This is a genomic window from Rossellomorea marisflavi (assembly GCF_001274775.1).
GTDB lineage: Bacteria > Bacillota > Bacilli > Bacillales > Bacillaceae_B > Rossellomorea > Rossellomorea marisflavi.
In genome coordinates this window covers 580,776-602,902 of record NZ_LGUE01000001.1, presented here as the reverse complement: position 1 = coordinate 602,902, position 22,127 = coordinate 580,776, and the positions used below count along the sequence as shown (strand labels likewise).

Below are 22,127 nucleotides of genomic sequence, written 5' to 3'. Positions count from 1 at the left end.
AATCGGGATGATCCTGCAAATCCCATGCGAGAAATGACTAATAAGGAAGAAAGAAGGTGAACGTTGTCCCTTGATCAAGCTTGCTTTGCACCTGGATATGGCCACCGTGGGCTTCCACGATATTCCGAGCGATCGCAAGACCGAGTCCCGTTCCCGCCTTCCCTCTTGTCCTTGCTTTATCCGCTTTGTAGAATCGTTCAAAGACGAATGGCAGATCCTCCTCAGGGATCCCGGATCCTGTGTCTTGTACAAAGAAGAGGTAGCCTTGGGTATTCCGATTGAGGGAGACCGTCACTTCTCCTCCCCCCGGAGTGTGCCGTATGGCGTTATCGATCAGGTTGGTCAGTACCTGTTCAATCTTATCGGGATCGATGGACAGTTCGCGTTCCCTCTCAACCTCACTCTCAAACTGGATGGCAATCTTCTTCTCTTTGGCAACGCCCACAAATTTATTGGCTACCCGTTCCGTAAAGGGCATGATGCTGACAGATTGTTCTTGAAGGGTGATATGCCCCGCTTCCATCCTTGCAAGATCGAGGAGATCATTGACAAGCCTTCCCATACGGAGCGACTCATCATAGATGATGCGGGCGATTTCTTTTTTCTCTTCTTCAGTTTCTGCAATATCATCCACAATTGCTTCACTGTAGCCCTGGAGCATCGAGATCGGGGTCCTGAGTTCATGGGACACATTCGCAATAAAATCTTTCCGAAGTTTATCAAGTCGACGTTCTTCCGTCATATCCCGTACGACGGCAACCGCGCCACGGATCGTATTGTTGTTATACAGCGGGCTGACGATCACCACGTAGCTCCGGCCTTGAAGTGTGATCTCGTCGGTTTGTTCCATGGCGGTCACCACGACGCTCTGCAACAGTTCTTTGACGATGGCCGGAATCGCTTCGCCTTCGTTGCTACCGTGCTCGTAGTACCATTGCTGGAGGAACCGGTCGGCAGGCGGGTTCGTAATGAGGATCGTACCGTCCCGATTGAAGGTGATGACTCCGTCGGCCATGGAACTCAGAATGCTCGACAGCTGTTCTTTTTCCTGATTCAGGGCATTGATATGGAACTTCAGCTGTCTTCCCATCTGGTTGAATCCCGTCGCGAGTTCACCGATTTCATCTTTTGTCAGGATCGGTACTTTCGTATCGAACTTCCCTTTCGCCACTTCGAAGGCTGCTTCCCTCATCTTCCTCAATGGCGATGTGATCCTGGTGGAGAGGAAGAATGCAAAGATGGTGGTGAGGATGATGGCGATCCCCATGGCAAGGACGATAAGCTTCGTTGTCTGTTTCGTCGTATCCTTGATCACATCAAGGGACTGATAAAGATAGACGGCCCCTTCCTGACCGTTGACGCTCAGATGGCTACCGACGATGATGATGTTCTCATGCCGGTTGGCAGAGGATTCCGATGGAACTTCATATTCCCTCTTGATGGTCTTGTCACGGACTTTCACTTCCTTCAGTTCCGGGTCATTTCTGATGAATCGGTGAATATCCTTCTCGACCCCGGTGGAGTCCTGGGAAAACAGTTCTTGGTTATCATCGACCGTAATGAGAATATTGACGGGATCATCGATGATTTCACTGCCAAGCTCGAGGCCAAGATCAAGGTCTTCATGATTCTCAATCACCTTGGCTACTTTGTCGGCAGTGATCGTGAGCTCGTTTTCCACCACATCCACATGGTAGTTCTGAAAGAACTCAAGAAGCAGGATCGTCAGGATGAAGAGAACGAAGGAAACGAGGAGAAGGATGGTGACCCAAAGCTTCCCGACTACACTACGCCACAGTCTCATTCATTTGCAACCTCGAACTTATATCCGACGCCCCAAACGGTGACGATCATGCGGGCAGCGTCTTCCGATACTTTGTTCAATTTTTCACGAAGGCGTTTGACGTGGGTATCCACTGTCCGAAGATCTCCGAAGAATTCGTAGTGCCAGACTTCTTTGAGGAGATGCTCACGATCGAACACCTTATCCGGGGCCTTTGCTAGGAAGTACAGGAGTTCATATTCCTTCGGTGTCAGGTTCACATCGATTCCATCGGCACTCACCCGGTGAGCATCGTTATCAATGGTCAGATGCTTATAGACGATGAGATCCTTCGCCTTTGCATCTGTCTGGATGAAACTGGTCTTGGAAGACCTTCTGAGAAGGGCTTTCACCCTCAGAACAACTTCCCTTGGTGAGAATGGTTTCACGATGTAATCATCGGTTCCCACTTCGAAGCCTTGGACGCGGTTTACTTCTTCTCCTTTTGCCGTCAGCATGATGACAGGCGTCGTCTTCGTCTCGCGAAGATTCTTACACACTTCGATTCCGTCCATCCCAGGCATCATCAAATCGAGAAGGATGCAATCATATTCACGTTCAAGAGCCATTTCAAGGGCACGCTCCCCGTCTTCTGCTTCTTCGATTTCATAATTTTCTCTTTCCAGATACATTTTCAATAGTCTTCTGATGCGGTCTTCATCGTCCACGACCAGAATCCGGATGTTTTCTTCCATGGGTTTTCCCCCTTTAGCATAGTTATCTCCATTTTAATCGGAAATAGTGGTACTTTAAAACCGATAAGCTTTGTTGAGGTGTTCATCTATGTACGCTTCCTGCTGTCCGCCGTTTCATTGTACCAAAAAGCTGACAGGGGCATCCATGTCAGCTTTTTGACTCTTTGCAATCAGGCATATGAGTGTAAGCCTGCAATGATCAAGTTGACGGCCACCAGGTTGAAGAGGATGATGGCGACCCCTACGACGGCCAACCATGCCGATTTCTCCCCGTGCCAACCTTTGGATAATCGTAAATGAAGAAAGGCCGCATAGAACAGGAAGGTGACCAGCGCCCACACTTCCTTCGGATCCCATCCCCAGTAACGGTTCCAGGCAATCTGTGCCCAGATCATGGCGAAGATCAAGCCGCCTAGTGTGAAGACCGGAAATCCGATGAGGACGGACCGATAGCCGATTTCATCCATGAGATTCAGGTTCACATTTTTCACCATTGGCTGCATTTTCGCAGCGATGCGCTTACGCAAGATCAACCTGAGGAGAAGATAAAGGACCGCTCCGGATAGGATTGACCAAATCACCGTATTAAGTTTCTTCGCATTGATGAGGGCAGGCATTTCAACCAGGGGCTTCATGACCCCTTTTGTCTGCAGCTCACCTTCATTCGGTCCTACGAGTGCAGGCAATGTATATTGCGCTACTGCTTCCTTCTCTTCCTGGTTGATATAGTTGAAGTCTGCCTGGTAGTCCATCCCTTTAAATACGACTGACACCACGACGAAACCAAGTACGACAACCAGTGAGAACATGACCGTTTCGAGCCAGAATGATTGTCTGCTTCCTTTAGAATGATCCACTGATTTCAGAAGGTAGATCAACCCTGCGACGAAGCTGATGGAAAGGATCGCTTCACCGGCCGATACGGTCGTGACATGGATCTTCAGCCAGTCACTTTGAAGGGCTGGGATCAGCGGTGAAATTTCCGTCGGGAACATGCTTGCATAGGCAATGACGAGCTGCGCAAACGGCAGCGCGATGATTCCAAGAACGGTAGATTTATACATAAAGTAAATGATGATGAACGCACCCACAAGCATCATTCCGAAGAATGTGGTGAATTCAAAGAGATTGCTCACCGGGGCATGACCCGCAGCCCCCCATCTCAGGAAGAAATAGCCGATTTGCGCAACGAACCCGATGATCGTCAATGTGATACCGATCGTACCCCATTTGCGCTGATTTGTTTCCGTCGTGTTCTTTTGGCGGATACTTCCACCAAAGAAGAACGTCGCCACCAGATACGTGATAAAGGAGATGTAGAGCAGGTTACTGCTCCATTCTGCCATTGTTGTCGACATCCTTTTTCCCCCTTGCTTCTTTCGATTCTTGTTGATCTTCCGGTTCCTTTATTCCTGTTCCATCCAGGATGTGGCTGATTTCGTGCTTGAGGCCATGCCAGTTTTTATTCGTATGCCCCGCAACGATGATGCCCTCCTCGGACTTTCTAAGCCAGATTCTCCGGTGATGCCAATACGCCCCCTGGATGACTCCGATCATGAAGATAGCTCCCCCGACTGCCAGGATCCAAAGCGTTAGGTCCTTTGAGAACGTCAGGGCTGAGATATCCCGTGAATCAATCCCTGCGAACGATAGCTTATACTCATTTTCCCCGAGTGGTTCCAGGTTTTTCTGGATTCCGATGAAGGCAACCTCCCCATCCGGTTTTTCAGGTGAGAACAACTCGAACAGGAATGCCGGGTTATTTGGTAGTGGAGAGGCAGTTTGAGGCTCGCCCTTTTTATCAAATCCTGAAAAATCAGGATAATAGCCTTTGAGCTTCACTTTATAGCCATCATCAAGGTCATACTCTTCCTCCGGATCCATCAGATTGACGGTGAACGCCCCGTGCTGATCACCCGTGTCTTTTTTATCCAGAGTGAAGCTCATGCTTGTCAACTCATCAAGCTTATAGCTAGTCTGATAAACCGCATAGTTGCCGAATTTCAGAGGATGATTCACCCGGATGGATTCTTTTTTCTCTTCGGACCGTTCCACTTCCTGTCCCGGAAGGCGTTCTCCTGATTCCTTATAGAGGACCACATCGGTCTGGAAATTCTTCGCGACATCTCCATTCTTCTCGATGGCCTCACTGAACACTTCTTTGTCTTTCTCTTTATCATAGGTTTCCATGATGAAGTTTTCATTTTTGATGAAATATTCGTTATCCGTTCCGGGAACCGCGCGGGTTTCTCCTTCCCGGATCCAGATAGTTTCATTCAGGTACATACCCGGGACGAATCGGAGCATGCCGCCTATGAGAAAGATGATCAGGCCGATATGATTCACATAGGGACCCCAGCGCGAGAATCGATTTTTTTCCGCCAGGATGCTTCCATCTTTTTCTCTTATCTTATACTTCTTATCTGATAATCTCTTCTTTACATCATCCATCGCTGTCGGCTCAAGACTAGAAGCCTCAGTCTTCCCATAAAATCTCTGCCTTTTCAGGAATCCTTCATGCCGGTCGACCCTTTGATTCTTGAGGGCCCTGTGAAGGGGGATCACCCTGTCCAGGCTGCAGATGACGAGGGATACTCCGATGGAAGCGACAAGGAGAAGATACCACCATGAACTGTATAGATCATGGAATCCAAGGGTATAGTACAGATCTCCTAAGAACCCGTATACATCTCCATAGAACTCTTCCGGCGGCCTTCCTCCGGGTATGTATTCTTCCTGGGGCAGCACCGTGCCCAAAGCCGATGCAACAAGCGTGAGGACGATGAGCCACACGCCCACCTTGACGGATGAAAAGAAATTCCAGATCTTATCGATGATGGATTTACTGTAGGTTTGAGAACGCCTGGCGCTTCCCTCATAGCGCATATCATGCAGCTTCTCATTTTTTGCTTCTTCTGTAAGGGCCCGTCCACACGATTCACACAGGACCGTCCCATTGGGATTGACGTGACCGCATACGCATTTGATCTCTTTCATGTAAAAACCCCTTCTGTCAGGCTGGCGTTATGGCTTGATACTCTCAAGATCTTCTATGATATCTTCTTCTGACATCGTCCCCGTGATGATCTTTTCGATTTCCCCATCTGGGTTGATCAGCATGGTCGTCGGAAGCGGATCGATTCCATAAGCATTCTGCACTTCTTCTTCCTTATCGACGACAATCGGGAATTCCAGCCCGTACTTCGAGGAGAAGCTGTTGATCAGGAAGTCCGACTGCCCTACATTCACCGCAAGGATCTGAACGCCTTTATCCTCATACTTTTTATATTGATTGTTCATATAGGGCATCTCACGTTCACAGGGCTTACACCATGTCCCCCAAAAATTCAGGAATACCCCCTGCCCTTTGTAGTCGGAAAGCTGATGGGTGTTGCCATCCATGTCTTTAAGGACAAAATCAGGAGCCTGATCACCCACCTGAAGCTTTCCGCGATCTTCCTTGGTGAAGTTGGCATACAGCGTGTAGCCGACGGCTGACACCAGTATCAGCAAGATGACCGACCGGATCATCAGTCTGCGCTTTTTCTTGTTCATCGTAACCCTCCTTGCTCTGAAATCGCTATCAAAATAAGTGAAATAAAATGACTTCCTATCGAAGTCCTTATGTATGCCTCCCCATCACTTCAAAAATGATAGAAGGAAAGGGGATGATCGATTGATCAACCCCTGCCAGTGTCTGGTTCAACCGTTTCTAGAAGCAGGGGCCTTCCCCATAGATGGTAAAATTCCTTTCCAATTATACCATTTTTCTTCATGACGGTCTTTCAGATTATATGAATGATTCGTGACACTTTTATTTGTTGGCGGCTGATTCTGCCAGCGTGCGGAGCTGCTTAACTTCGTGAGGGGTCAGCTCTCTTCCTTCACCAGCTGTCAGACCCTGGAGGGTGAGGGAGCCATAGCGCTCGCGCTTCAGCTTCTGCACCGGGTATCCGATATGCTCGAACATGCGGCGGACCTGACGATTACGGCCTTCATGGATCGTGATTTCAATGATGGACTTCCCTTGCTTCTTGTCCATGCTCAGCATTTTCACTTTCGCCGGAGCGGTTCTACCATCCTCGAGCTTCACACCCTTTTCAAGTTCCTTCAGCTTGAATTTGGATGGGATGCCCTTCACCCTGGCAACGTACGTCTTTTCAATTTCATTGCTCGGGTGCATGAGGAGGTTCGCGAACTCTCCGTCATTCGTAAGGAGCAACAGGCCTGACGTTTCGTAGTCAAGACGACCGATCGGGTAGATCCTCTCGTCGATTTCCTGGAAGAAATCCGTCACGACCTGACGATTCTTATCATCGGTCACGGCAGAAATGACGCTCCGCGGTTTGTAAAGCATATAATAGACTTTATTTTCCCGTTCGATCTGGACTCCGGAGACATCCACCCGGTCGGAAGCCGCTACCTTGGTTCCCAATTCTTTGACGACTTTCCCATTCACTTTGACTTTGCCTTCTATGATCAGCTGCTCAGCCTTGCGCCTTGATGCGACACCGCTGTGTGCAATAACTTTTTGTAAACGTTCCACGGTCTTTCACCTCATTTTTCTATTCCTTCATGAATTATGGCATAAACCATGGAAAATAGAAAGGTATAAAAAGAAAACGGGGGTTCCGCTTTCCTTTTATACCTTTTTAGAAATGTTGCCCTATTAGAACATCAGTGTCACTACGAAGATGGCCGCTGCAATTCCGACCACATCGGCGAGAAGACCGACCTTCAAGGCGTCCCCCATCCTTCTGATCCCAACAGCACCGAAGTAGACGGTCAAGACGTACAGTGTCGTGTCTGTACTTCCCTGTAGTACAGATGCAAGCCTCCCTATGAAGGAGTCCGGTCCATACGCCGCCACCATATCGCTCATCATTCCGAGAGCGGCCGTCCCGGAGATCGGCCGGATGATGGCGAGGGGGACGATTTCCGGCGGGATCCCTATGGCCAGGAGACCCGGCCGGATCAGATCGACAAAGAATTCCAAAGCACCTGATTCCCTGAAAATCGTGATGGCAACAAGCATTCCGATCAGGAAAGGGATGATCGACACGGCAATCTTGATGCCTTCCTTCCCTCCTTCCACGAAGGATTCGTAGGTTGGGACTCTCTTCCACGTTCCGTACAAAAGAATGAAGCCGATCAATAGGGGGATCATCCAGAGTGAAACCAACGAAATCCACTGCATCACTTCACCCCCCGCTTCGTTCTCCTGTAGTGGAAGTAGCGGTCAATGAAGATTGCACCGATTGCCGACAGGATGGTTGCCACCAGGGTAGGACCCACGATTTCCGTCGGCGAGGCTGAATCATATTTCATCCTGATGGCAATGACTGTCGTCGGGATCAGGGTGATGCTTGAGGTATTGATGGCCAGAAACGTGATCATCGACCTGCTCGCAGAGTCCCGCCCACCGTTCAGCTGCTTCAGCTGTTCCATCGCTTTGATCCCAAGGGGGGTAGCCGCATTCCCAAGTCCGAACATATTCGCCATCATATTGCTTAAGATATACCCCATGGCCGGATGGTCTGCCGGCACTTCCGGGAACAGCCTCTTCACAAACGGCCTGCAGAGTCCCGCCAGCTTATCGAGGAGCCCCGCCTCCTGGGCAATCCTCATCATCCCGAGCCAAAAAACGAGGACGCTGATGAGGCCGATACAGAGGGTGACCGCTTCATTGGCCGATTGAAAGATGGCTTCGTTCACTTCGGCCATCCTCCCATTGATCACAGCAAAAACGAGACCGATGATCGTGAGCGCCACCCAGATGATGTTAACCATTTCCGTTCACACCAAGCACCGATTGGATGGAGCCGGCCCATAGCTTCCACCAGCTTTTCTTCTCGGGTTTTGATCCTGATTCAAAATAGACCGGGAGAGAGTCCACTTGTTCATCATCCAGATAGACGAGGGCATTGCCGACAACATCAGGCGCCCCCTTTCCATCGGCCCATTTCTTCTCAGGCTTCATCATCCTGTACTCCACCCTGACACCGTCCACTTCGTTCTTTTGAAGGGTCAGGACCGCATCTCTGTCCACACGGACATGCCCTTGATAAATAGGGTCATCGATGTTTTCGATTTTCCCTTTCGCTATGACGATTTTATAGTCATACTGCTTGAATCCATACTCGAACATGGAGATATGATCATTCCAATCATCCGGTCCGTTCAATGTAACGGCGATCAAGTTCTCCCCATCTTTAGAGGCTGTGGAGACAAGCGTCCGTTTCGCCCTCTTGGTGAAGCCTGTTTTTCCTCCCGTACTGTATTTATAAAGCTCCGTCAAAAGCCTGTTCTTGTTCTTCCACTTCCTGTCCCATTTCTCTTCAGGATTGGGCGCTGTATGGAGCTTGGTCCCGGCAATCTCAGCATAGCGCTCATTTTTCATGGCGTACCTGGTCAGGATCGCCATATCCCTTGCGGTGGAATAGTGGTCCTCATGATCATCCAACCCATGTGGATTGGAAAAATGGGTGTTTTCCATACCAATTTCACGGGCTTTTTCATTCATCATATAAACGAACCCATCGAGACTGCCTCCTACGTAATCTGCAATGGTAACCGCCGCATCATTCCCCGATCTCAGCATCAGCCCGTACACGAGGTCTTCCAATTTGATTTTCTCCCCCGCTTTCAGGTACAGCGAGGATCCTTCTGTTCCGACGGCATCATCCGGCACCGTTACATCGCGGTCAAGCTTCCCAGATTCCACAGCCAGGATCGCTGTCATGATCTTGGTGATACTCGCAATCCTGCTTTTCTCATCCGCATCCTTTTCATACAGGACCCTGCCAGTTTCCTGATCCATCAGGATCGCCCTCTGCGAGCTCACAGATGGAGCAGCCTGTACCTTTCCTGAAACCAATGAGAACAAGAGGACAACGATCAGGAGGCTGTATATGTAGACTTTCCGATTATTCCCCTTCACCTGCATCTACTCCTTGTCATGACTATTTGTACAAGTTTATGCGGGACAACGGGTAATATGATTGAATACTCCCTTGCGCTTGCCATAAAAAAAACACCGCCCAATCCGGACGGTGTTTCAGAATCATTCATTGCTCTCCAGCGTTTCCTGGAATTTTTCAAAAAACAGATCTGCTTCCTCATCTGCAAATTCTTCTTGTACATAATCGGGCAGTGGTGGAAGCTCCTCTATGCTCTTCAACCCGAAATATTCGAGGAATTCTTTGGTCGTACCGAACAGGTAGGCCCTGCCTGTTCCCTCGGCGCGCCCCACTTCTTTCACCAGCCCTTTCGATGTGAGGGTTTGTACGGGACGTTCTGTCTTGACCCCCCGGATCTGTTCAATCTCAGCACGTGTGATGGGCTGCTTGTACGCGATGATGGCCAAGGTTTCAAGTGCCGCCTGGGACAGGAGGCTCACATTTGGTGATTCCACCAGCTTTTTAAGGTATTCAGCATGTTCTTTTTTTGTGGCGAGCTGATAGGCACCCGCGATTTCCACAACTGCGATTCCGCGGTCATCATACCATTCTTTCAGTTCATTCATTCTGTTAAATGCTTCGTCTTCCGGTATCTCCAAAACCGAACAGACCTGTTTCAGGGAAAGACCTTCGTCTCCAGCTGCGAAAAGCAGGCTTTCGAGGATGGCTTTCCAATTACGTTTGTCCAACTAGTCCTACCTCCTCACTTGCTTCCACAAAAATTTCCGTGAAATTCTCTTCCTGATCGACGATGATCTTTTGACGTTTCATCAATTCAAGGACGGCCAGGAATGTGACAACCAGATGATCTTTTTGATTGGAGGGGAAAAGGCTGGTGAAGGTAGTTCGCTTCCTCAAACTTTGCAGGCTCACTAAGATTTCATCCATTCGTTTTTCTATGGAAATCTCCTGCCTGGTAATTCTCGTTGACACAGGCTTTTGGAGCTTTTTGCGTCGCAATAATTTATTGAATGCACCGAGCATATCATAGACTGTAACCTGGCCGATGCTGTCTTTCAGGTTTGAATCCTCTATGTATTCAGATAGGTCGCTTGGCGGCTTCGTGAAGACCTGGCCCCGCTCTTCTTCCCTGCTCCGTAGTTCTGTGGCAGCTTCTTTGAATTTGCGGTATTCAATCAGTCTTTCCACCAGTTCGTCCCTCGGATCCTCTTCCTCGAATTCGATTTCTTCATCGAGGGAATCTTCATCGTATTTCGGCAGGAGCATCTTGCTCTTGATCGCAAGGAGCGTCGCCGCCATCACAAGATATTCACTCGCAACGTCGAGCTTCAGATCCTTCATGGCGTGCACATAGATCATATATTGCTCGGTAATCTGTGCCATGGGGATATCATAGATATCGATTTCCAGTGAATTGATCAGATGCAGTAGAAGATCCATCGGACCTTCGAACGCTTCAATTTTCACGTTATATTCCATTTCATCACCAATTTCCATTGTACAGACTTAAAAAAGAGCTACTTATTAGTATAGTAGATTGACTACCATTCTCCAATAGAAATTTTACCCCCTGCTCAATTCGTTTCACCATACGGGGGAGTATGCTACACTAACCCTATTGAAAGGAGCGGTTGAATGACACAACACCCCATCCCCTATATCGAATTCCTCGCCCACTTCAATGGGAGCAGGGATTATTTTGAGTGCCATGAGGTCCTAGAAGAATACTGGAAAGACATCGATCCCGGCAACAGGGACTCCCACTGGGTCGGCCTCATCCAGATTGCCGTCGGGATGTATCATTATCGCAGGGATAACCTGAATGGTGCAGGACGAATGATCCGTAAGGGTACGGAGAATTTGAAGCGTCACCGTTCGGTCGTGAGAGATTTAGGCCTTGATGAAAGCAGAATGTTTTCCATCCTTTCAGAAACAGAGGAAAGCATTGCGAAAGAAATGCCCTATCGCAGTGTCAGCCTCCCAATACAGGATCCAGACCTTCTCCGATCGGTTCAGCAGTGGTGCACTCATAACGGATACGGCTGGTCTCTCCCGAGTGACTTGACCGATCACGAGCTCATTCATCGACATTCACGCAGGGATCGCTCCCAAGTGATCCAAGAACGTGAAGAAGCCCTTCTCAGAAAAAAAAGAAACTAGCCTCAGGGCCAGTTTCTTTTTTTCATTCATTCATTTCCCCTTCGCATCTTTCGAAAAAGGAAGCGGTTTCTTCGTTGGGTTTGACGTCTAGCTCAGAGTACATGTCCTTCAGATGTTTCACCATCGCCTTTCCGATTCCCTCATGGCGATGGGACGGATTGACGGAAATGTGATGGATTTCCATCGCGCCTTCTTCTTTCTGCACTCCGATCAGTCCAACTATGTCTTCTTCTTTCCATAAAAAAAGCTGCCAATTTTCATCCGTTTCATACTGCTTCATGGTTTGCTGAAGCTTCTTCAGATCCTTTTCACTTGGCATGAAAGATAATAATCCCATTGCGATCTTTTCAAAAGCCTTTTTATATCGGATTAACATATTTACCCCTCGTTACGTTTATATCCAGATAATTGTATCATGGACAAAACAATCATTTTAATAAGCGAATGTTTTACTATCTTACTAAAACTGTTCTTTTTTATCAACTACCGTTTAGTTTCCCGCTAAGAAGAGCCAGTAAACCACTCCCCACGCCAAACCAACTGCCAAAAGAAGGAAAAATAAGCGCGTGTTATTTTTCGACATAGCATCCCCCCCGATTCAACACCCGATCTATGAACGTATCTGGTAGACTCGCACTCTATCTAGTATAACAGGTCATGGGAATATCCGGCACCTTCAGCCAGGATATTCCCATGAACGTCACATTCAATCGAGTGGTAGGTCAAGGGAGAGGATATCCTCATAGGTCTCCCTTTTCACTACAAGGCGATCCTTCCCTCCTTCCACGAAAACGACGGGCGGACGAGGGATACGGTTATAGTTATTCGCCATGGAATAACCGTATGCGCCTGTGCAGAAGACGGCCAGGAGGTCACCAGGTTCTGAAACCGGTAACGGCAGATCCCAGATCAGCATGTCACCTGACTCACAGCACTTCCCTGCAATGGATACGGTCTCTTCCACAGGTGTCCCTGCCTTATTGGCAAGTACCGCCTCGTATTTCGCGCGGTACAGAGCAGGACGGATATTATCACTCATCCCTCCGTCGATGGCGACATATTTCCTTACTTCCGGTACGACCTTGGTCGATCCGATGCTGTAGAGGCTCGTCCCCGCATCCCCCACCAGTGAACGACCCGGCTCGATCCAGATTTCCGGCATGTCCAGTCCATGACGCTCCACTTCTTCCTTCACCACTGTGATCATGTCTTTTACATACTGTGCAGGTGGGATCGGCTGATCTTCGTTCGTGTACCGGATACCGAAGCCTCCACCAAGATTGATGACCTGAGGTACGAACCCATGCTGCTCCTCCCACGATGCCACGGTGTCGATGATCTTCCTTGCGGCCAGGATGAAGCCGGTCGTTTCAAAGATCTGCGACCCGATATGACAGTGGAGTCCAAGGAGTTCGATGCCCTCCATGGCCACTGCCTTTTTCATCGCCTCTTCGGCTTGGCCGTTTCCAAGATCGAAGCCGAACTTCGAATCCTCCTGCCCGGTGAGGATATAATCATGGGTATGGGCCTCGATCCCAGGAGTGACACGGAGAAGCACCTTCGTCGACCCTCCACGTTCAGCGAGTATGGCGCCAATCAGCTCAAGCTCGTGGAAGTTATCGACGACAATGCAGCCGATCCCAAGTTTGAGTGCCATTGCAAGCTCTTCATACGATTTATTGTTTCCGTGAAAATGAATCTTCTCGACTGGAAAACCCGCTTTGATCGCCGTATGGAGTTCCCCTCCGGAAACCACGTCCAAGGACAGCCCTTCTTCTTTCATCAACTGAAAGATCGCAATGCTTGAAAAGGCTTTGCTCGCGTAGGCAACCTCCGCTTTGACGCCCAGCTCTTCAAACGTATCCTTAAAGCCGCGTGCGCGTTCCCTGATCAGTGATGTATCATATATGTACAGGGGGGTACCGTATTGTTCCGCAAGCTTTACGGTATTGACCCCACCTATGGTCAGTTGACCCTGTTCGTTAATTTCCTGAGATCCATGAAGTTCCATTCTCTGCTCATTCCCCTCTTTAATCCTTTACTAATTAAAAGTAATTTACCATAGAATGAGGGGGCTTGCAATCCTTCCAGGATTCAGCTCGGCTGTTTGTGACGGTTCCGTGCATGGACGATGCTTGGTCTGATTTTGGCACCCGGCACCGAACGCCTGATGAGGATCTGTAGGAACGCTTTCGGACTGAATGGCAGCAGGGGCCACATGTAAGGAGTATTCAGTGACTTGATATTGGTGACGAATAGGACGTAAAGGGTACATCCGATCACGAGTCCCGGAATATGGAACAACGCCACGAAAATTAAAATGACCAATCGTGCCATCTTGTTGGCGACGCTTAATTCATAACTCGGGGTGGCAAAGGTACCGATCGATGCAACCGCTACATAAAGGATGACCTCCGGTTGGAAAAGCCCTACATCGATGGCAATCTGACCGATCAGGACCGCCGCGATCAGACCCATGGCCGTTGAAAGCGGCGTTGGCGTGTGTATGGCCGCTATCCTGAACATCTCCACCCCGAGATCTGCAATGAAGAGCTGGGCGATCACCGGGATATTGGTCTGTTCATCGGGACCAACATACTTGATTGCTTCCGGCAATAATGATGGATCCAAGACAAATAGGTACCATAAAGGCAGAAGGAATAACGATGCCAGGACACCTAGGAATCTCGTCCAGCGGACAAATGTCCCCACTGCAGGAGATTGGCGATATTCTTCCGCATGCTGGAGATGATGAAAATAGGTGGTCGGCGTGATGATCACACTCGGTGAGGTATCCACGAAGATCAGGACATGCCCTTCCAAAAGGTGGGTCGCCCCGACGTCCGCCCTTTCCGTGTACCGGACGAGGGGGTACGGATTATACCCTTGTTTGACAAGGAATTCCTCGATTGTTTTATCGGCCATCGTCAGGCCGTCGATTTTTATGCTTTGAAGCTCTTGTTTGACGATTTCGATCAGGTTCGGATCGGCCACGTCCTCGATATAGGCGATGGAAATGTCCGTTTTGGACCGTTCACCTATCCTGAAGATTTCGAACCGGAGTCTCGGATCCCGGATCCTCCTGCGGGTCAGGGCTGTGTTGACGATGATATTCTCCACATAGCCATCACGTGAACCCCTTACCACCTTTTCCGTATCCGGCTCTGACGGTTGCCTTCCGGGATAGCTCCTCACATCGACGATCAGGGCTTCCGGGGCCCCTTCCACAAAGACGGCGATCAACCCTGATAGGACTTCATCCACCGCTTCCTCCACCGTTTTGACAGGTTCGACGGACTGGTGGACCAGACGATTGTGTACAATATCATAAATCTTACTGGTTGCCCGTTCATTATCATTCACATCAACGAGTTCTTCAACGATATGAATGACATACGATGCATCGGTCAATCCATTGATATAATAGATATGGACACCCTTCTTCAGGATCATCAGCTTACGTACGCCCAAGTCGAAGCTTTTATTCAGTCCAACATGGTTTTGCATATACTCTTCGAGTTTCCCCAAGTCTTTTGGAATCGGGGTCTTCCTGATTTCACCCATTGTACCCACTCCTCTCTAAGATGATTTCCACTGCTTTTTTCGTGATGGGACTGCCCTGGGAGTAGTGATCCCGCTTCGCCATTTTCCCTATATCCCCTACACCGACGATCACCGGCACATCCAGTTCATCCAGACAATACACCGTATCACCAGTCAATCTGCCCATTTCCATTTCCGGCACGCCGAATTTATCGACTCCATAGGGGGTGAGCTCTCCGAATTTATCAATGCACACGTCGACCCTCGTCCACTCCGCATGCCTTGTATGACTGGCAACGGCTATAACACCCAGCACTTCGATATCATCATGCTGCGCTACGTACTTCATGGCTCTCTCTCCAGACCCTTCCCCAAGGAAGCCGCTATCATCGAACATGACAAAAACGGGGTCGCATTTAGCCTTTTTGATCAACTTGACCACTTCCGGCCCGGAGAGGACGGTCGGATTCCCCTTCGTGCTGGAAATACAACGTCCCCCGAACTCCTTGGCCACGCATTCAACGGCCTTTTTCGCATATTCGTCACCGTCGGTTATAAGGATGACCTTCCGTTTCTTCTCTGTCATTTCAACGACCGCCTCTGCTTTTGATTACGGCTGTACCAAGTACAGCCAATGGAATAGGGACCCTGCGATCTTGCCCAGGACAATGGCCATGATGAGCGTGATGATCTGGCTTTCGATCCCGATCCTTTTTGCCAGGATGGGAAATACATTGAGCACCTCCGTCAGGGCAGCTGCCATCAAACCGATGAAAATGCCGCTTGCTGCACCGATGGGAATCAGGATGATGGCGGCTGTGTGAAGCGTAAAATCATTCAGTGAGATGACCGTGCCCGAAAGCGCCCCCGTCACGACTGCCCATTCATAGGAATGGATCATTTTCATCGTTTTCGTCAACTGTGTAAGCCTGGGGATGATCCCGAGGACCGTCAAGAATGCCACCAGCCCCGAGCCTACAGCAAGTCCCCCTCCGAACCCAACAAACAGTGCCAGGAGGATTTTAATGGTCATCGAGCTTTTTCTGACTTTCTTTGTTTTCATGCATGATGACATACTGATCAAGGTCCTGCTGGTAGTTGAACATCTCTACTTCTAGGGGGCTTGGTTCTTCATTGATCCGTTTTTTGAACACATGATTGAAGAACAGAATCATCCCGAGTCCCAGACCGATGGAATAGGGGATTTGATAGATCAGCGGATGTGGGTCTACTCGACCGGTAATGAAAAAATACATGCGCTGATGAACTTCCCTCATGCTCACATCTTCATGGAAGTTGATGATGGCGAGCGCCGTTCCGATGAATAAGAGGAGCCAGACGCCTGCGAAAAGGGGAAGGGATACCTTTTTCTTTTCATACACCACTTCGATGATTGTTTGGACCGGACCGATCGTTTGGATATCGAGAGAGGGATGGACGGCATTAATGCGCCTGATGGCCGTCATCACATCCACCACGATGATGTTTTTATCTTCCACTGTAACGTGATGGACAGGTATGTCTCTGATGCTTTCCAAAATCGGCTCCGGTGCGATGAGCTGGGCAATCTGCCCCAATTTCACTAAACTCTCTTCCCTCACTTGGATCCGGTGGCGCAATCGGATATACAGAACGTTCTCCAACATACTCACTTCCTGATTTCCTTGATTTTCACCTTGTTACCCATAGTATGGATGTTCAAAAATTATTTATGTAAACGCCCTGTTTCCTCTCCACACCAAAAAGCCCGCAGGCCCCTTTATTCAAGGGTCCTGCGGGTTTTCATTCTGTATTCATTTGTTCCTTCATCGACTTGAGGATTTTCTTTTCAAGCCGTGATACTTGCACCTGTGAAATGCCTAGCCGCTCGGCCACCTCCGACTGGGTTTGATCTTTGTAATAGCGGAGGTACACGATCAGGCGCTCTCGTTCATCCAGTTCCAATATCGCTTCTTTCAGGGCGATTTTATCAAACCATTTATAGTCGGTCTGATCGGCGATCTGATCCAGTAATGTGATGGGATCGCCGTCGTTTTCATAGACCGTTTCATGGATGGAAGATGGAGCCCTGCTGGCTTCTTGCGCCATGATGACTTCTTCCGGGGAATACTCCAGATGTTCGGCCAGTTCGTTGACAGTCGGCACCCTTCCGAAGGTTTTCGACAACTCGTCCTTCGCCTTCCGGATCTTATTCCCCATTTCTTTGAGGGACCGGCTCACCTTGACGGTGCCATCGTCCCTGATGAAGCGCTGGATCTCCCCGATGATCATAGGGACCGCATAGGTGGAGAATTTCACATCATAACTCAAGTCAAATTTATCAACGGATTTAAGAAGGCCGATGGAACCGATTTGGAACAGATCATCCGGCTCGTACCCCCGATTGAGGAAACGCTGGACAACAGACCAGACCAGCCGCATATTCTTCTGGACAATAATGTCCCTCGCTCCCTGATCACCATCTTGACTGAGTTTTATCAGTTCCTTGACCTCGTGATCCTTTAAGAATGGCTGCGCCTTTTCCTTTTCATTTTTCACTTCGACATCCATGGGCACGACTCCTTAATTGCATAGCGTTTTACTATTGGTTAAGTGCTTTTTCAGCCTTACCGTGGTGCCTGTACCTGGGTGTGAGGATATTTCGATTTCATCCATGAAGTTTTCCATGATTGTGAAGCCCATGCCAGAGCGTTCAAGTTCCGGCTTCGATGTATATAAGGGCTGGCGTGCTTCATCCACATCCCCGATCCCGATCCCTTCATCTCGGATGGTCATATCGATGTAGCCATCTTCTTCCATGATGACAGAGATGAATACCTGGCCCGTCGGTTTGTTTTCGTAGCCGTGGATGATGGCATTGGTGACGGCCTCGGAGACGACGGTTTTAATTTCCGTGAGTTCATCCATAGTCGGATCAAGCTGCGCGATGAAGGATGCCACGGTTACACGGGCAAAGGACTCATTCTGACTCACTGAACTGAACTGGATACTCATTTCATTCCTCATTCAAGCGACCCCCAATCGTTGCAATGCATTTTCTTCAGACGGTTCAAGACGAATGATCTTGAATAGACCTGACATCTCAAAAAGGCGGTTGACTGAATGAGAAATGGCACAAACGACCATCTCTCCATGTTTTTGCTTGATTTGTTTGTAGCGGCCCAGGATGACGCCCAAGCCGGAACTATCCATGAAGCTCAGTTCTTCAAGGTTCAGGATGATATGGCGGATATTTTCATTCTCGATCAGGGCGGATGCCCTTTCCCTTAATTCATCGGCGGTATGATGATCCAACTCCCCGCTCAGACGGATGCACAGGACGTCACTTTTCACTTCTAGGTCAATAGCAAGACTCACTATAGAAAGCCTCCTTCTCTGTCTTATAGTGAGTGATTTCGCTATTCTTTTTCAAGAATCCTTCCTGATGACAAAACTAGAAGGAATTCGCCATAATTAGTCAATGTTTATAGATCGGTCTTGGTGAACATGCTCATGCTTCGTTTATAGAAGTCCCACCAGCTTGCCTTCTTCACATCGCTCTTTGCCACAAGTGGTGTTTCAAGTACCTTCTTCCCTTTGTTCATGATGACGAGCTTACCGATTTCGTCCCCTTTCTTGACCGGGGCCTTCACCTCATCTGCAATGCTCACCTTCTGCTCTACCTTATCAAGTTTCTCTCCTTTTTGAGTCAGGATTGACACAGGCTCTTGTGTGACGGCTTGGAGTTTGCGATCCTTCCCTTTCGACACTTTGGCTTCGCCTATGTCGTCACCCTTTTTATAGAGGGGCTTGGTTTGATATTGATTGAAGGCGTAATCCAGCATGGTGCTCACTTCGTTGTTGCGGTCCTTAGGGGACGGTGCACCGAACACGACGGCGATGACCCTCATATTGCCTTTTTTCGCCGTGGCGGTGAGACAATATTTCGCCTCGTTGGTGAAGCCGGTTTTAAGACCGTCCACTCCATCATAGAAACGGACAAGTTTATTGGTATTCACCAGCCAGAACTTCTTATCTGTATTCTCCCTGAGATACGATTCATAGCTTCCGGTGAACTTCGTGATCCCTTCATATCTCAGTAATTCCTTTGCCATCATGGCCATATCATGGGCAGAACTGTAATGGCCCTTTGACGGAAGTCCGGTTGGATTTTTAAACTGGGTGTCCTTCAATCCCAGTTCCTTTACCTTGGCATTCATTTTCTCAACGAAGCCTTTTTCACTGCCTGCGAGATGCTCCGCCATGGCGACGGATGCGTCATTGGCAGAACCGATGGCGATTCCTTTCAGCATTTCCTCCACAGACATTGTTTCACCCGGCTCAAGGAAGATCTGTGACCCGCCCATCGATGCTGCATGTTCACTGGTGCGGATCTTGTCTTTCCAGTCGATCTGGCCATTCTCGATTGCCTCCATGATCAGGATCATGGTCATGATCTTTGTCATGGATGCCGGAGCCAAGCGTTCATGACTGTTCTTATCGTATAGGACAGAGCCCGTATCCCTTTCGATCAGGACCGCTGATTTTGCCACTTCAGCAAGTTCGGACTTCTTCTCCTCAGCAAATCCCGATACGGGGTTCAATGAAAAAATAAAGAAACATAGCGTCAGGATAGACAGTACACGTTTCATGTTAAGATCCTCCATTCATCTTCAATATTCAAAACTTCTATCACCATTTTTTCCAACATAGACCTTTTTATACAAAGGCTTCCGAAAATTCTCTGCAGATGTTGTGGATTCTCACTGTCTCAAAGCACAAAAAAACCACCTTCCGTTTTCAGGAAGGTGGTGCTGGTAATCAATGTGTGATTTCTGTGTGGATCAAGGTCGGTGCTGCTACTTTCTCAGGAGATAGCTTGATGCTTTCATATAGCTTTTCTTTCACCCGTTCCAGTTCAGCTTCATCATTGCTGTATATGGTCACCAATGATTCCCCTGCCTCTACAGGGTCACCGATCTTTTTCCTGAGCTCGAGGCCGACGGCAAGGTCGATGACGGAATCCTTCGTCGCCCGTCCCGCTCCGAGCCACATGGCTGCAGTTCCGACGGCATCTGCGATGATCTCGGATACATATCCTGATTCCTTGGCAGGCAGTTCACTCACGTGGGCAGCCTGAGGGAGTTTTGCTGGTTCATCCACGATGGATGCGTCTCCCCCTTGAGAGGCGAGGAAGACCTTGAAGCTTTCAAGGGCGGATCCATCCTTCATGGCTTTTATCAATCGTTCCCGTGCTTCTTCAATGGAATTCGCCTGTTCGGCCAGGTAGACCATGTGACTTCCAAGGGTCAAACAAAGTTCAGTCAAGTCTTCCGGTCCTTCACCCTTCAGCGTATCGATTGCTTCCTTCACCTCGAGGGCATTCCCGATGGCAAACCCGAGGGGCTGACTCATATCAGAGATGACGGCCATCGTTTTCCGACCAACATTATTTCCGATATTGACCATGGCACCGGCGAGCTCTTTGGAGTCTTCAAGAGTCTTCATAAAGGCGCCTGCTCCGGTTTTGACGTCGAGTACAATGGCGTCGGCTCCTGCTGCGATCTTTTTGCTCATGATAGAGCTTGCGATCAGCGGTATGCTATTCACCGTCGCCGTTACGTCTCGAAGCGAGTACAGCTTTTTATCAGCAGGGGTCAGGTTTCCACTCTGTCCGATGACAGCCAGCTTGTTTTTGTTCACAAGACGGATGAATTCGTCATTTTCGATTTCCACATGGAAGCCTTCGATGGCTTCAAGCTTATCAATGGTCCCGCCCGTATGCCCGAGCCCGCGGCCGCTCATCTTCGCCACAGGTACTCCAACGGCCGCTACAAGGGGGCCAAGTACGAGGGTCGTCGTATCACCGACGCCACCCGTCGAGTGTTTATCCACTTTGATGCCTTCTATGGCGGAGAGGTCGATCTGATCCCCCGACTCCACCATCGCCATGGTTAAATCGGCACGCTCCCTTTCGGTCATATCCTTGAAGAAGATCGCCATGGTCAAGGCGCTAACCTGATAATCCGGAATGGATCCTTCTGTATATCCATTTACGATGAAGTTGATTTCCTCCGTCGTCAGTTCTTTTCCATCACGTTTTTTCTCTATTAGGTCAACCATTCTCATCACTTTCACCCACTTATACGTATTAGCTTACAATGACTTGACGATTTCTTTTACATACGAAAGGAAGTTGGCACGGACCAGTTCGGTCGTCTCCATGACCTCATCATGGGACAAGGGTTGATCCAGGATTCCTGCAGCCATATTGGAAATACATGAGATCCCGAGAACCTTCATACCGCCGTGACGGGCCACGATGACTTCGGGAACGGTGGACATTCCGACGGCATCGCCTCCCAGGACACGTGCCAGGCGGACTTCTGCAGGTGTTTCATACGTAGGACCTGTATTGCCAACGTACACCCCTTCCTGCACATTAATGGAAATCTTACCTGCAATTTCCTTGGCAAGCTGGCGAAGATCCCTGGAATAAGCTTCCGACATATCCGGGAAGCGGGGACCCATGCGGGAGTCATTCGGGCCGATGAGGGGATTCCCACCCATATTGTTGATATGATCCGTAATGATCATAAGGTCGCCTGCCTTGAAGCTCTCATTGACGCCTCCAGCCGCATTCGTTACGATCAGAATCTCGACTCCAAGCTCCTTCATTACGCGCACCGGGAAGGTTACTTTATCAAAGTCATATCCCTCGTAGAAATGGAAGCGCCCCTGCATCGCCACGACTTCCTGACCTGAAAGTCCGCCGTACACAAGCTGACCCGCATGTCCTTCCACTGTGGAAACAGGGAAGTCGGGTATTTCATTGTAGGGGATCTTAACAGGCTCTTCGATCTCATCTGCCAGTACTCCGAGTCCGGAACCCAAGATCAAGCCAATTTTCGGTGTCTTGGTGAATCGTTCGTTCAGGTAGCGTGCGGCTCTTTCAATTTGTTCGTATTTCATGGTCACCTCTCCTTTACCTCTCTATATTGGTGGCGG

At 49.1% G+C, this 22,127-nt stretch carries 24 protein-coding genes; 1 reads left to right on the top strand and 23 read right to left on the bottom strand.

Annotation, left to right across the window (positions count from 1 at the left end; genetic code table 11):
* Positions 1-37 precede the first annotated feature (37 nt).
* From AF331_RS03015 to AF331_RS02965, 11 genes are all read right to left on the bottom strand, one after another.
* Entirely contained in the window at positions 38-1,804 is a 1,767-nt protein-coding gene (locus tag AF331_RS03015; protein WP_053426698.1) for an ATP-binding protein, read from the bottom strand.
* Entirely contained in the window at positions 1,801-2,517 is a 717-nt protein-coding gene (locus AF331_RS03010; RefSeq protein WP_053426697.1) for a response regulator, read from the bottom strand. Before AF331_RS03010 ends, AF331_RS03015 begins: the two co-directional genes overlap by 4 nt.
* Before the next feature lie 170 nt (positions 2,518-2,687).
* Positions 2,688-3,863, bottom strand: a complete 1,176-nt coding sequence (gene ccsB, locus AF331_RS03005) for a c-type cytochrome biogenesis protein CcsB (protein ID WP_053427756.1) — start codon at positions 3,861-3,863, stop codon at positions 2,688-2,690.
* A complete protein-coding gene (gene resB, locus AF331_RS03000; RefSeq protein WP_053426696.1) occupies positions 3,844-5,514 on the bottom strand; it encodes a cytochrome c biogenesis protein ResB in 1,671 nt (556 codons plus the stop codon). The genes ccsB and resB overlap by 20 nt, the downstream gene beginning before the upstream one ends.
* A 27-nt stretch (positions 5,515-5,541) precedes the next feature.
* On the bottom strand, positions 5,542-6,072 hold the full coding sequence (resA, locus tag AF331_RS02995; protein WP_053426695.1) for a thiol-disulfide oxidoreductase ResA: 531 nt from the start codon (positions 6,070-6,072) through the stop codon (positions 5,542-5,544).
* A 259-nt stretch (positions 6,073-6,331) separates the two neighbouring features.
* A complete protein-coding gene (locus AF331_RS02990) occupies positions 6,332-7,063 on the bottom strand; it encodes a pseudouridine synthase (RefSeq protein ID WP_048005925.1) in 732 nt (243 codons plus the stop codon).
* Between the two features lie 123 nt (positions 7,064-7,186).
* Positions 7,187-7,714: a spore maturation protein gene (locus AF331_RS02985; RefSeq protein ID WP_053426694.1), complete on the bottom strand. Its 528-nt coding sequence runs from the start codon at positions 7,712-7,714 to the stop codon at positions 7,187-7,189.
* Positions 7,714-8,307, bottom strand: a complete 594-nt coding sequence (locus AF331_RS02980; RefSeq protein ID WP_053426693.1) for a nucleoside recognition domain-containing protein — start codon at positions 8,305-8,307, stop codon at positions 7,714-7,716. The genes AF331_RS02985 and AF331_RS02980 overlap by 1 nt, the downstream gene beginning before the upstream one ends.
* Positions 8,300-9,463 (bottom strand): D-alanyl-D-alanine carboxypeptidase family protein, encoded by a 1,164-nt coding sequence (locus AF331_RS02975; RefSeq protein ID WP_053426692.1) that lies wholly within the window; start codon positions 9,461-9,463, stop codon positions 8,300-8,302. Before AF331_RS02975 ends, AF331_RS02980 begins: the two co-directional genes overlap by 8 nt.
* Before the next feature lie 117 nt (positions 9,464-9,580).
* Positions 9,581-10,165 carry an SMC-Scp complex subunit ScpB gene (gene scpB / locus AF331_RS02970; protein ID WP_053426691.1) on the bottom strand — a complete coding sequence of 195 codons (585 nt, stop codon included), beginning with the start codon at positions 10,163-10,165 and terminating at the stop codon, positions 9,581-9,583.
* On the bottom strand, positions 10,152-10,916 hold the full coding sequence (locus tag AF331_RS02965) for a segregation/condensation protein A (protein WP_053426690.1): 765 nt from the start codon (positions 10,914-10,916) through the stop codon (positions 10,152-10,154). The genes scpB and AF331_RS02965 overlap by 14 nt, the downstream gene beginning before the upstream one ends.
* A gap of 156 nt (positions 10,917-11,072) precedes the next feature.
* Between AF331_RS02965 and AF331_RS02960 the strand changes: the two genes are divergently transcribed.
* Positions 11,073-11,597 (top strand): DUF309 domain-containing protein, encoded by a 525-nt coding sequence (locus AF331_RS02960; protein ID WP_053426689.1) that lies wholly within the window; start codon positions 11,073-11,075, stop codon positions 11,595-11,597.
* A 22-nt stretch (positions 11,598-11,619) separates the two neighbouring features.
* Here AF331_RS02960 and AF331_RS02955 read toward each other — a convergent pair whose 3' ends face one another.
* The 12 genes from AF331_RS02955 to AF331_RS02900 form a co-directional block, all read right to left on the bottom strand.
* Positions 11,620-11,973: a GNAT family N-acetyltransferase gene (locus AF331_RS02955; protein ID WP_053426688.1), complete on the bottom strand. Its 354-nt coding sequence runs from the start codon at positions 11,971-11,973 to the stop codon at positions 11,620-11,622.
* A gap of 330 nt (positions 11,974-12,303) precedes the next feature.
* On the bottom strand, positions 12,304-13,608 hold the full coding sequence (gene lysA, locus AF331_RS02950) for a diaminopimelate decarboxylase (RefSeq protein WP_053426687.1): 1,305 nt from the start codon (positions 13,606-13,608) through the stop codon (positions 12,304-12,306).
* Between the two features lie 83 nt (positions 13,609-13,691).
* Positions 13,692-15,161: a spore germination protein gene (locus AF331_RS02945; RefSeq protein WP_053426686.1), complete on the bottom strand. Its 1,470-nt coding sequence runs from the start codon at positions 15,159-15,161 to the stop codon at positions 13,692-13,694.
* Positions 15,154-15,726, bottom strand: a complete 573-nt coding sequence (gene spoVAEA / locus AF331_RS02940) for a stage V sporulation protein SpoVABEA (protein WP_053426685.1) — start codon at positions 15,724-15,726, stop codon at positions 15,154-15,156. The genes AF331_RS02945 and spoVAEA overlap by 8 nt, the downstream gene beginning before the upstream one ends.
* Positions 15,727-15,750: 24 nt before the next feature.
* Positions 15,751-16,173: a stage V sporulation protein AB gene (locus tag AF331_RS02935; RefSeq protein WP_053426684.1), complete on the bottom strand. Its 423-nt coding sequence runs from the start codon at positions 16,171-16,173 to the stop codon at positions 15,751-15,753.
* The gene (locus AF331_RS02930; protein WP_048006389.1) at positions 16,163-16,783 is read right to left on the bottom strand and encodes a stage V sporulation protein AA; all 621 of its coding nucleotides are present in this window, start codon (positions 16,781-16,783) and stop codon (positions 16,163-16,165) included. Before AF331_RS02930 ends, AF331_RS02935 begins: the two co-directional genes overlap by 11 nt.
* A gap of 139 nt (positions 16,784-16,922) precedes the next feature.
* Positions 16,923-17,690 (bottom strand): RNA polymerase sporulation sigma factor SigF, encoded by a 768-nt coding sequence (gene sigF / locus AF331_RS02925; RefSeq protein ID WP_053426683.1) that lies wholly within the window; start codon positions 17,688-17,690, stop codon positions 16,923-16,925.
* Between the two features lie 12 nt (positions 17,691-17,702).
* A complete protein-coding gene (gene spoIIAB, locus AF331_RS02920; RefSeq protein WP_048005938.1) occupies positions 17,703-18,146 on the bottom strand; it encodes an anti-sigma F factor in 444 nt (147 codons plus the stop codon).
* Positions 18,147-18,497 carry an anti-sigma F factor antagonist gene (gene spoIIAA, locus AF331_RS02915; protein ID WP_053426682.1) on the bottom strand — a complete coding sequence of 117 codons (351 nt, stop codon included), beginning with the start codon at positions 18,495-18,497 and terminating at the stop codon, positions 18,147-18,149.
* A 107-nt stretch (positions 18,498-18,604) separates the two neighbouring features.
* The gene (locus AF331_RS02910) at positions 18,605-19,771 is read right to left on the bottom strand and encodes a D-alanyl-D-alanine carboxypeptidase family protein (protein WP_053426681.1); all 1,167 of its coding nucleotides are present in this window, start codon (positions 19,769-19,771) and stop codon (positions 18,605-18,607) included.
* A 169-nt stretch (positions 19,772-19,940) separates the two neighbouring features.
* Positions 19,941-21,248 carry a pyrimidine-nucleoside phosphorylase gene (locus tag AF331_RS02905; protein ID WP_053426680.1) on the bottom strand — a complete coding sequence of 436 codons (1,308 nt, stop codon included), beginning with the start codon at positions 21,246-21,248 and terminating at the stop codon, positions 19,941-19,943.
* 27 nt (positions 21,249-21,275) lie between these two features.
* Positions 21,276-22,091 (bottom strand): purine-nucleoside phosphorylase, encoded by an 816-nt coding sequence (locus AF331_RS02900; RefSeq protein ID WP_053426679.1) that lies wholly within the window; start codon positions 22,089-22,091, stop codon positions 21,276-21,278.
* Between the last annotated feature and the right edge of the window lie 36 nt (positions 22,092-22,127).

Coding starts and splice junctions, on each gene's coding strand:
- AF331_RS03015 (WP_053426698.1), bottom strand. CDS start 1,804: ATGAGACTGTGGCGTAGTGTAGTCGGGAAGCTTTGGGTCACCATCCTT.
- AF331_RS03010 (WP_053426697.1), bottom strand. CDS start 2,517: ATGGAAGAAAACATCCGGATTCTGGTCGTGGACGATGAAGACCGCATC.
- ccsB (WP_053427756.1), bottom strand. CDS start 3,863: ATGGCAGAATGGAGCAGTAACCTGCTCTACATCTCCTTTATCACGTAT.
- resB (WP_053426696.1), bottom strand. CDS start 5,514: ATGAAAGAGATCAAATGCGTATGCGGTCACGTCAATCCCAATGGGACG.
- resA (WP_053426695.1), bottom strand. CDS start 6,072: ATGAACAAGAAAAAGCGCAGACTGATGATCCGGTCGGTCATCTTGCTG.
- AF331_RS02985 (WP_053426694.1), bottom strand. CDS start 7,714: ATGCAGTGGATTTCGTTGGTTTCACTCTGGATGATCCCCCTATTGATC.
- AF331_RS02980 (WP_053426693.1), bottom strand. CDS start 8,307: ATGGTTAACATCATCTGGGTGGCGCTCACGATCATCGGTCTCGTTTTT.
- AF331_RS02975 (WP_053426692.1), bottom strand. CDS start 9,463: ATGCAGGTGAAGGGGAATAATCGGAAAGTCTACATATACAGCCTCCTG.
- AF331_RS02965 (WP_053426690.1), bottom strand. CDS start 10,916: ATGGAATATAACGTGAAAATTGAAGCGTTCGAAGGTCCGATGGATCTT.
- AF331_RS02960 (WP_053426689.1), top strand. CDS start 11,073: ATGACACAACACCCCATCCCCTATATCGAATTCCTCGCCCACTTCAAT.
- AF331_RS02955 (WP_053426688.1), bottom strand. CDS start 11,973: ATGTTAATCCGATATAAAAAGGCTTTTGAAAAGATCGCAATGGGATTA.
- lysA (WP_053426687.1), bottom strand. CDS start 13,608: ATGGAACTTCATGGATCTCAGGAAATTAACGAACAGGGTCAACTGACC.
- AF331_RS02945 (WP_053426686.1), bottom strand. CDS start 15,161: ATGGGTGAAATCAGGAAGACCCCGATTCCAAAAGACTTGGGGAAACTC.
- spoVAEA (WP_053426685.1), bottom strand. CDS start 15,726: ATGACAGAGAAGAAACGGAAGGTCATCCTTATAACCGACGGTGACGAA.
- AF331_RS02935 (WP_053426684.1), bottom strand. CDS start 16,173: ATGACCATTAAAATCCTCCTGGCACTGTTTGTTGGGTTCGGAGGGGGA.
- sigF (WP_053426683.1), bottom strand. CDS start 17,690: ATGGATGTCGAAGTGAAAAATGAAAAGGAAAAGGCGCAGCCATTCTTA.
- spoIIAB (WP_048005938.1), bottom strand. CDS start 18,146: ATGAGGAATGAAATGAGTATCCAGTTCAGTTCAGTGAGTCAGAATGAG.
- AF331_RS02910 (WP_053426681.1), bottom strand. CDS start 19,771: ATGAAACGTGTACTGTCTATCCTGACGCTATGTTTCTTTATTTTTTCA.
- AF331_RS02905 (WP_053426680.1), bottom strand. CDS start 21,248: ATGAGAATGGTTGACCTAATAGAGAAAAAACGTGATGGAAAAGAACTG.
- AF331_RS02900 (WP_053426679.1), bottom strand. CDS start 22,091: ATGAAATACGAACAAATTGAAAGAGCCGCACGCTACCTGAACGAACGA.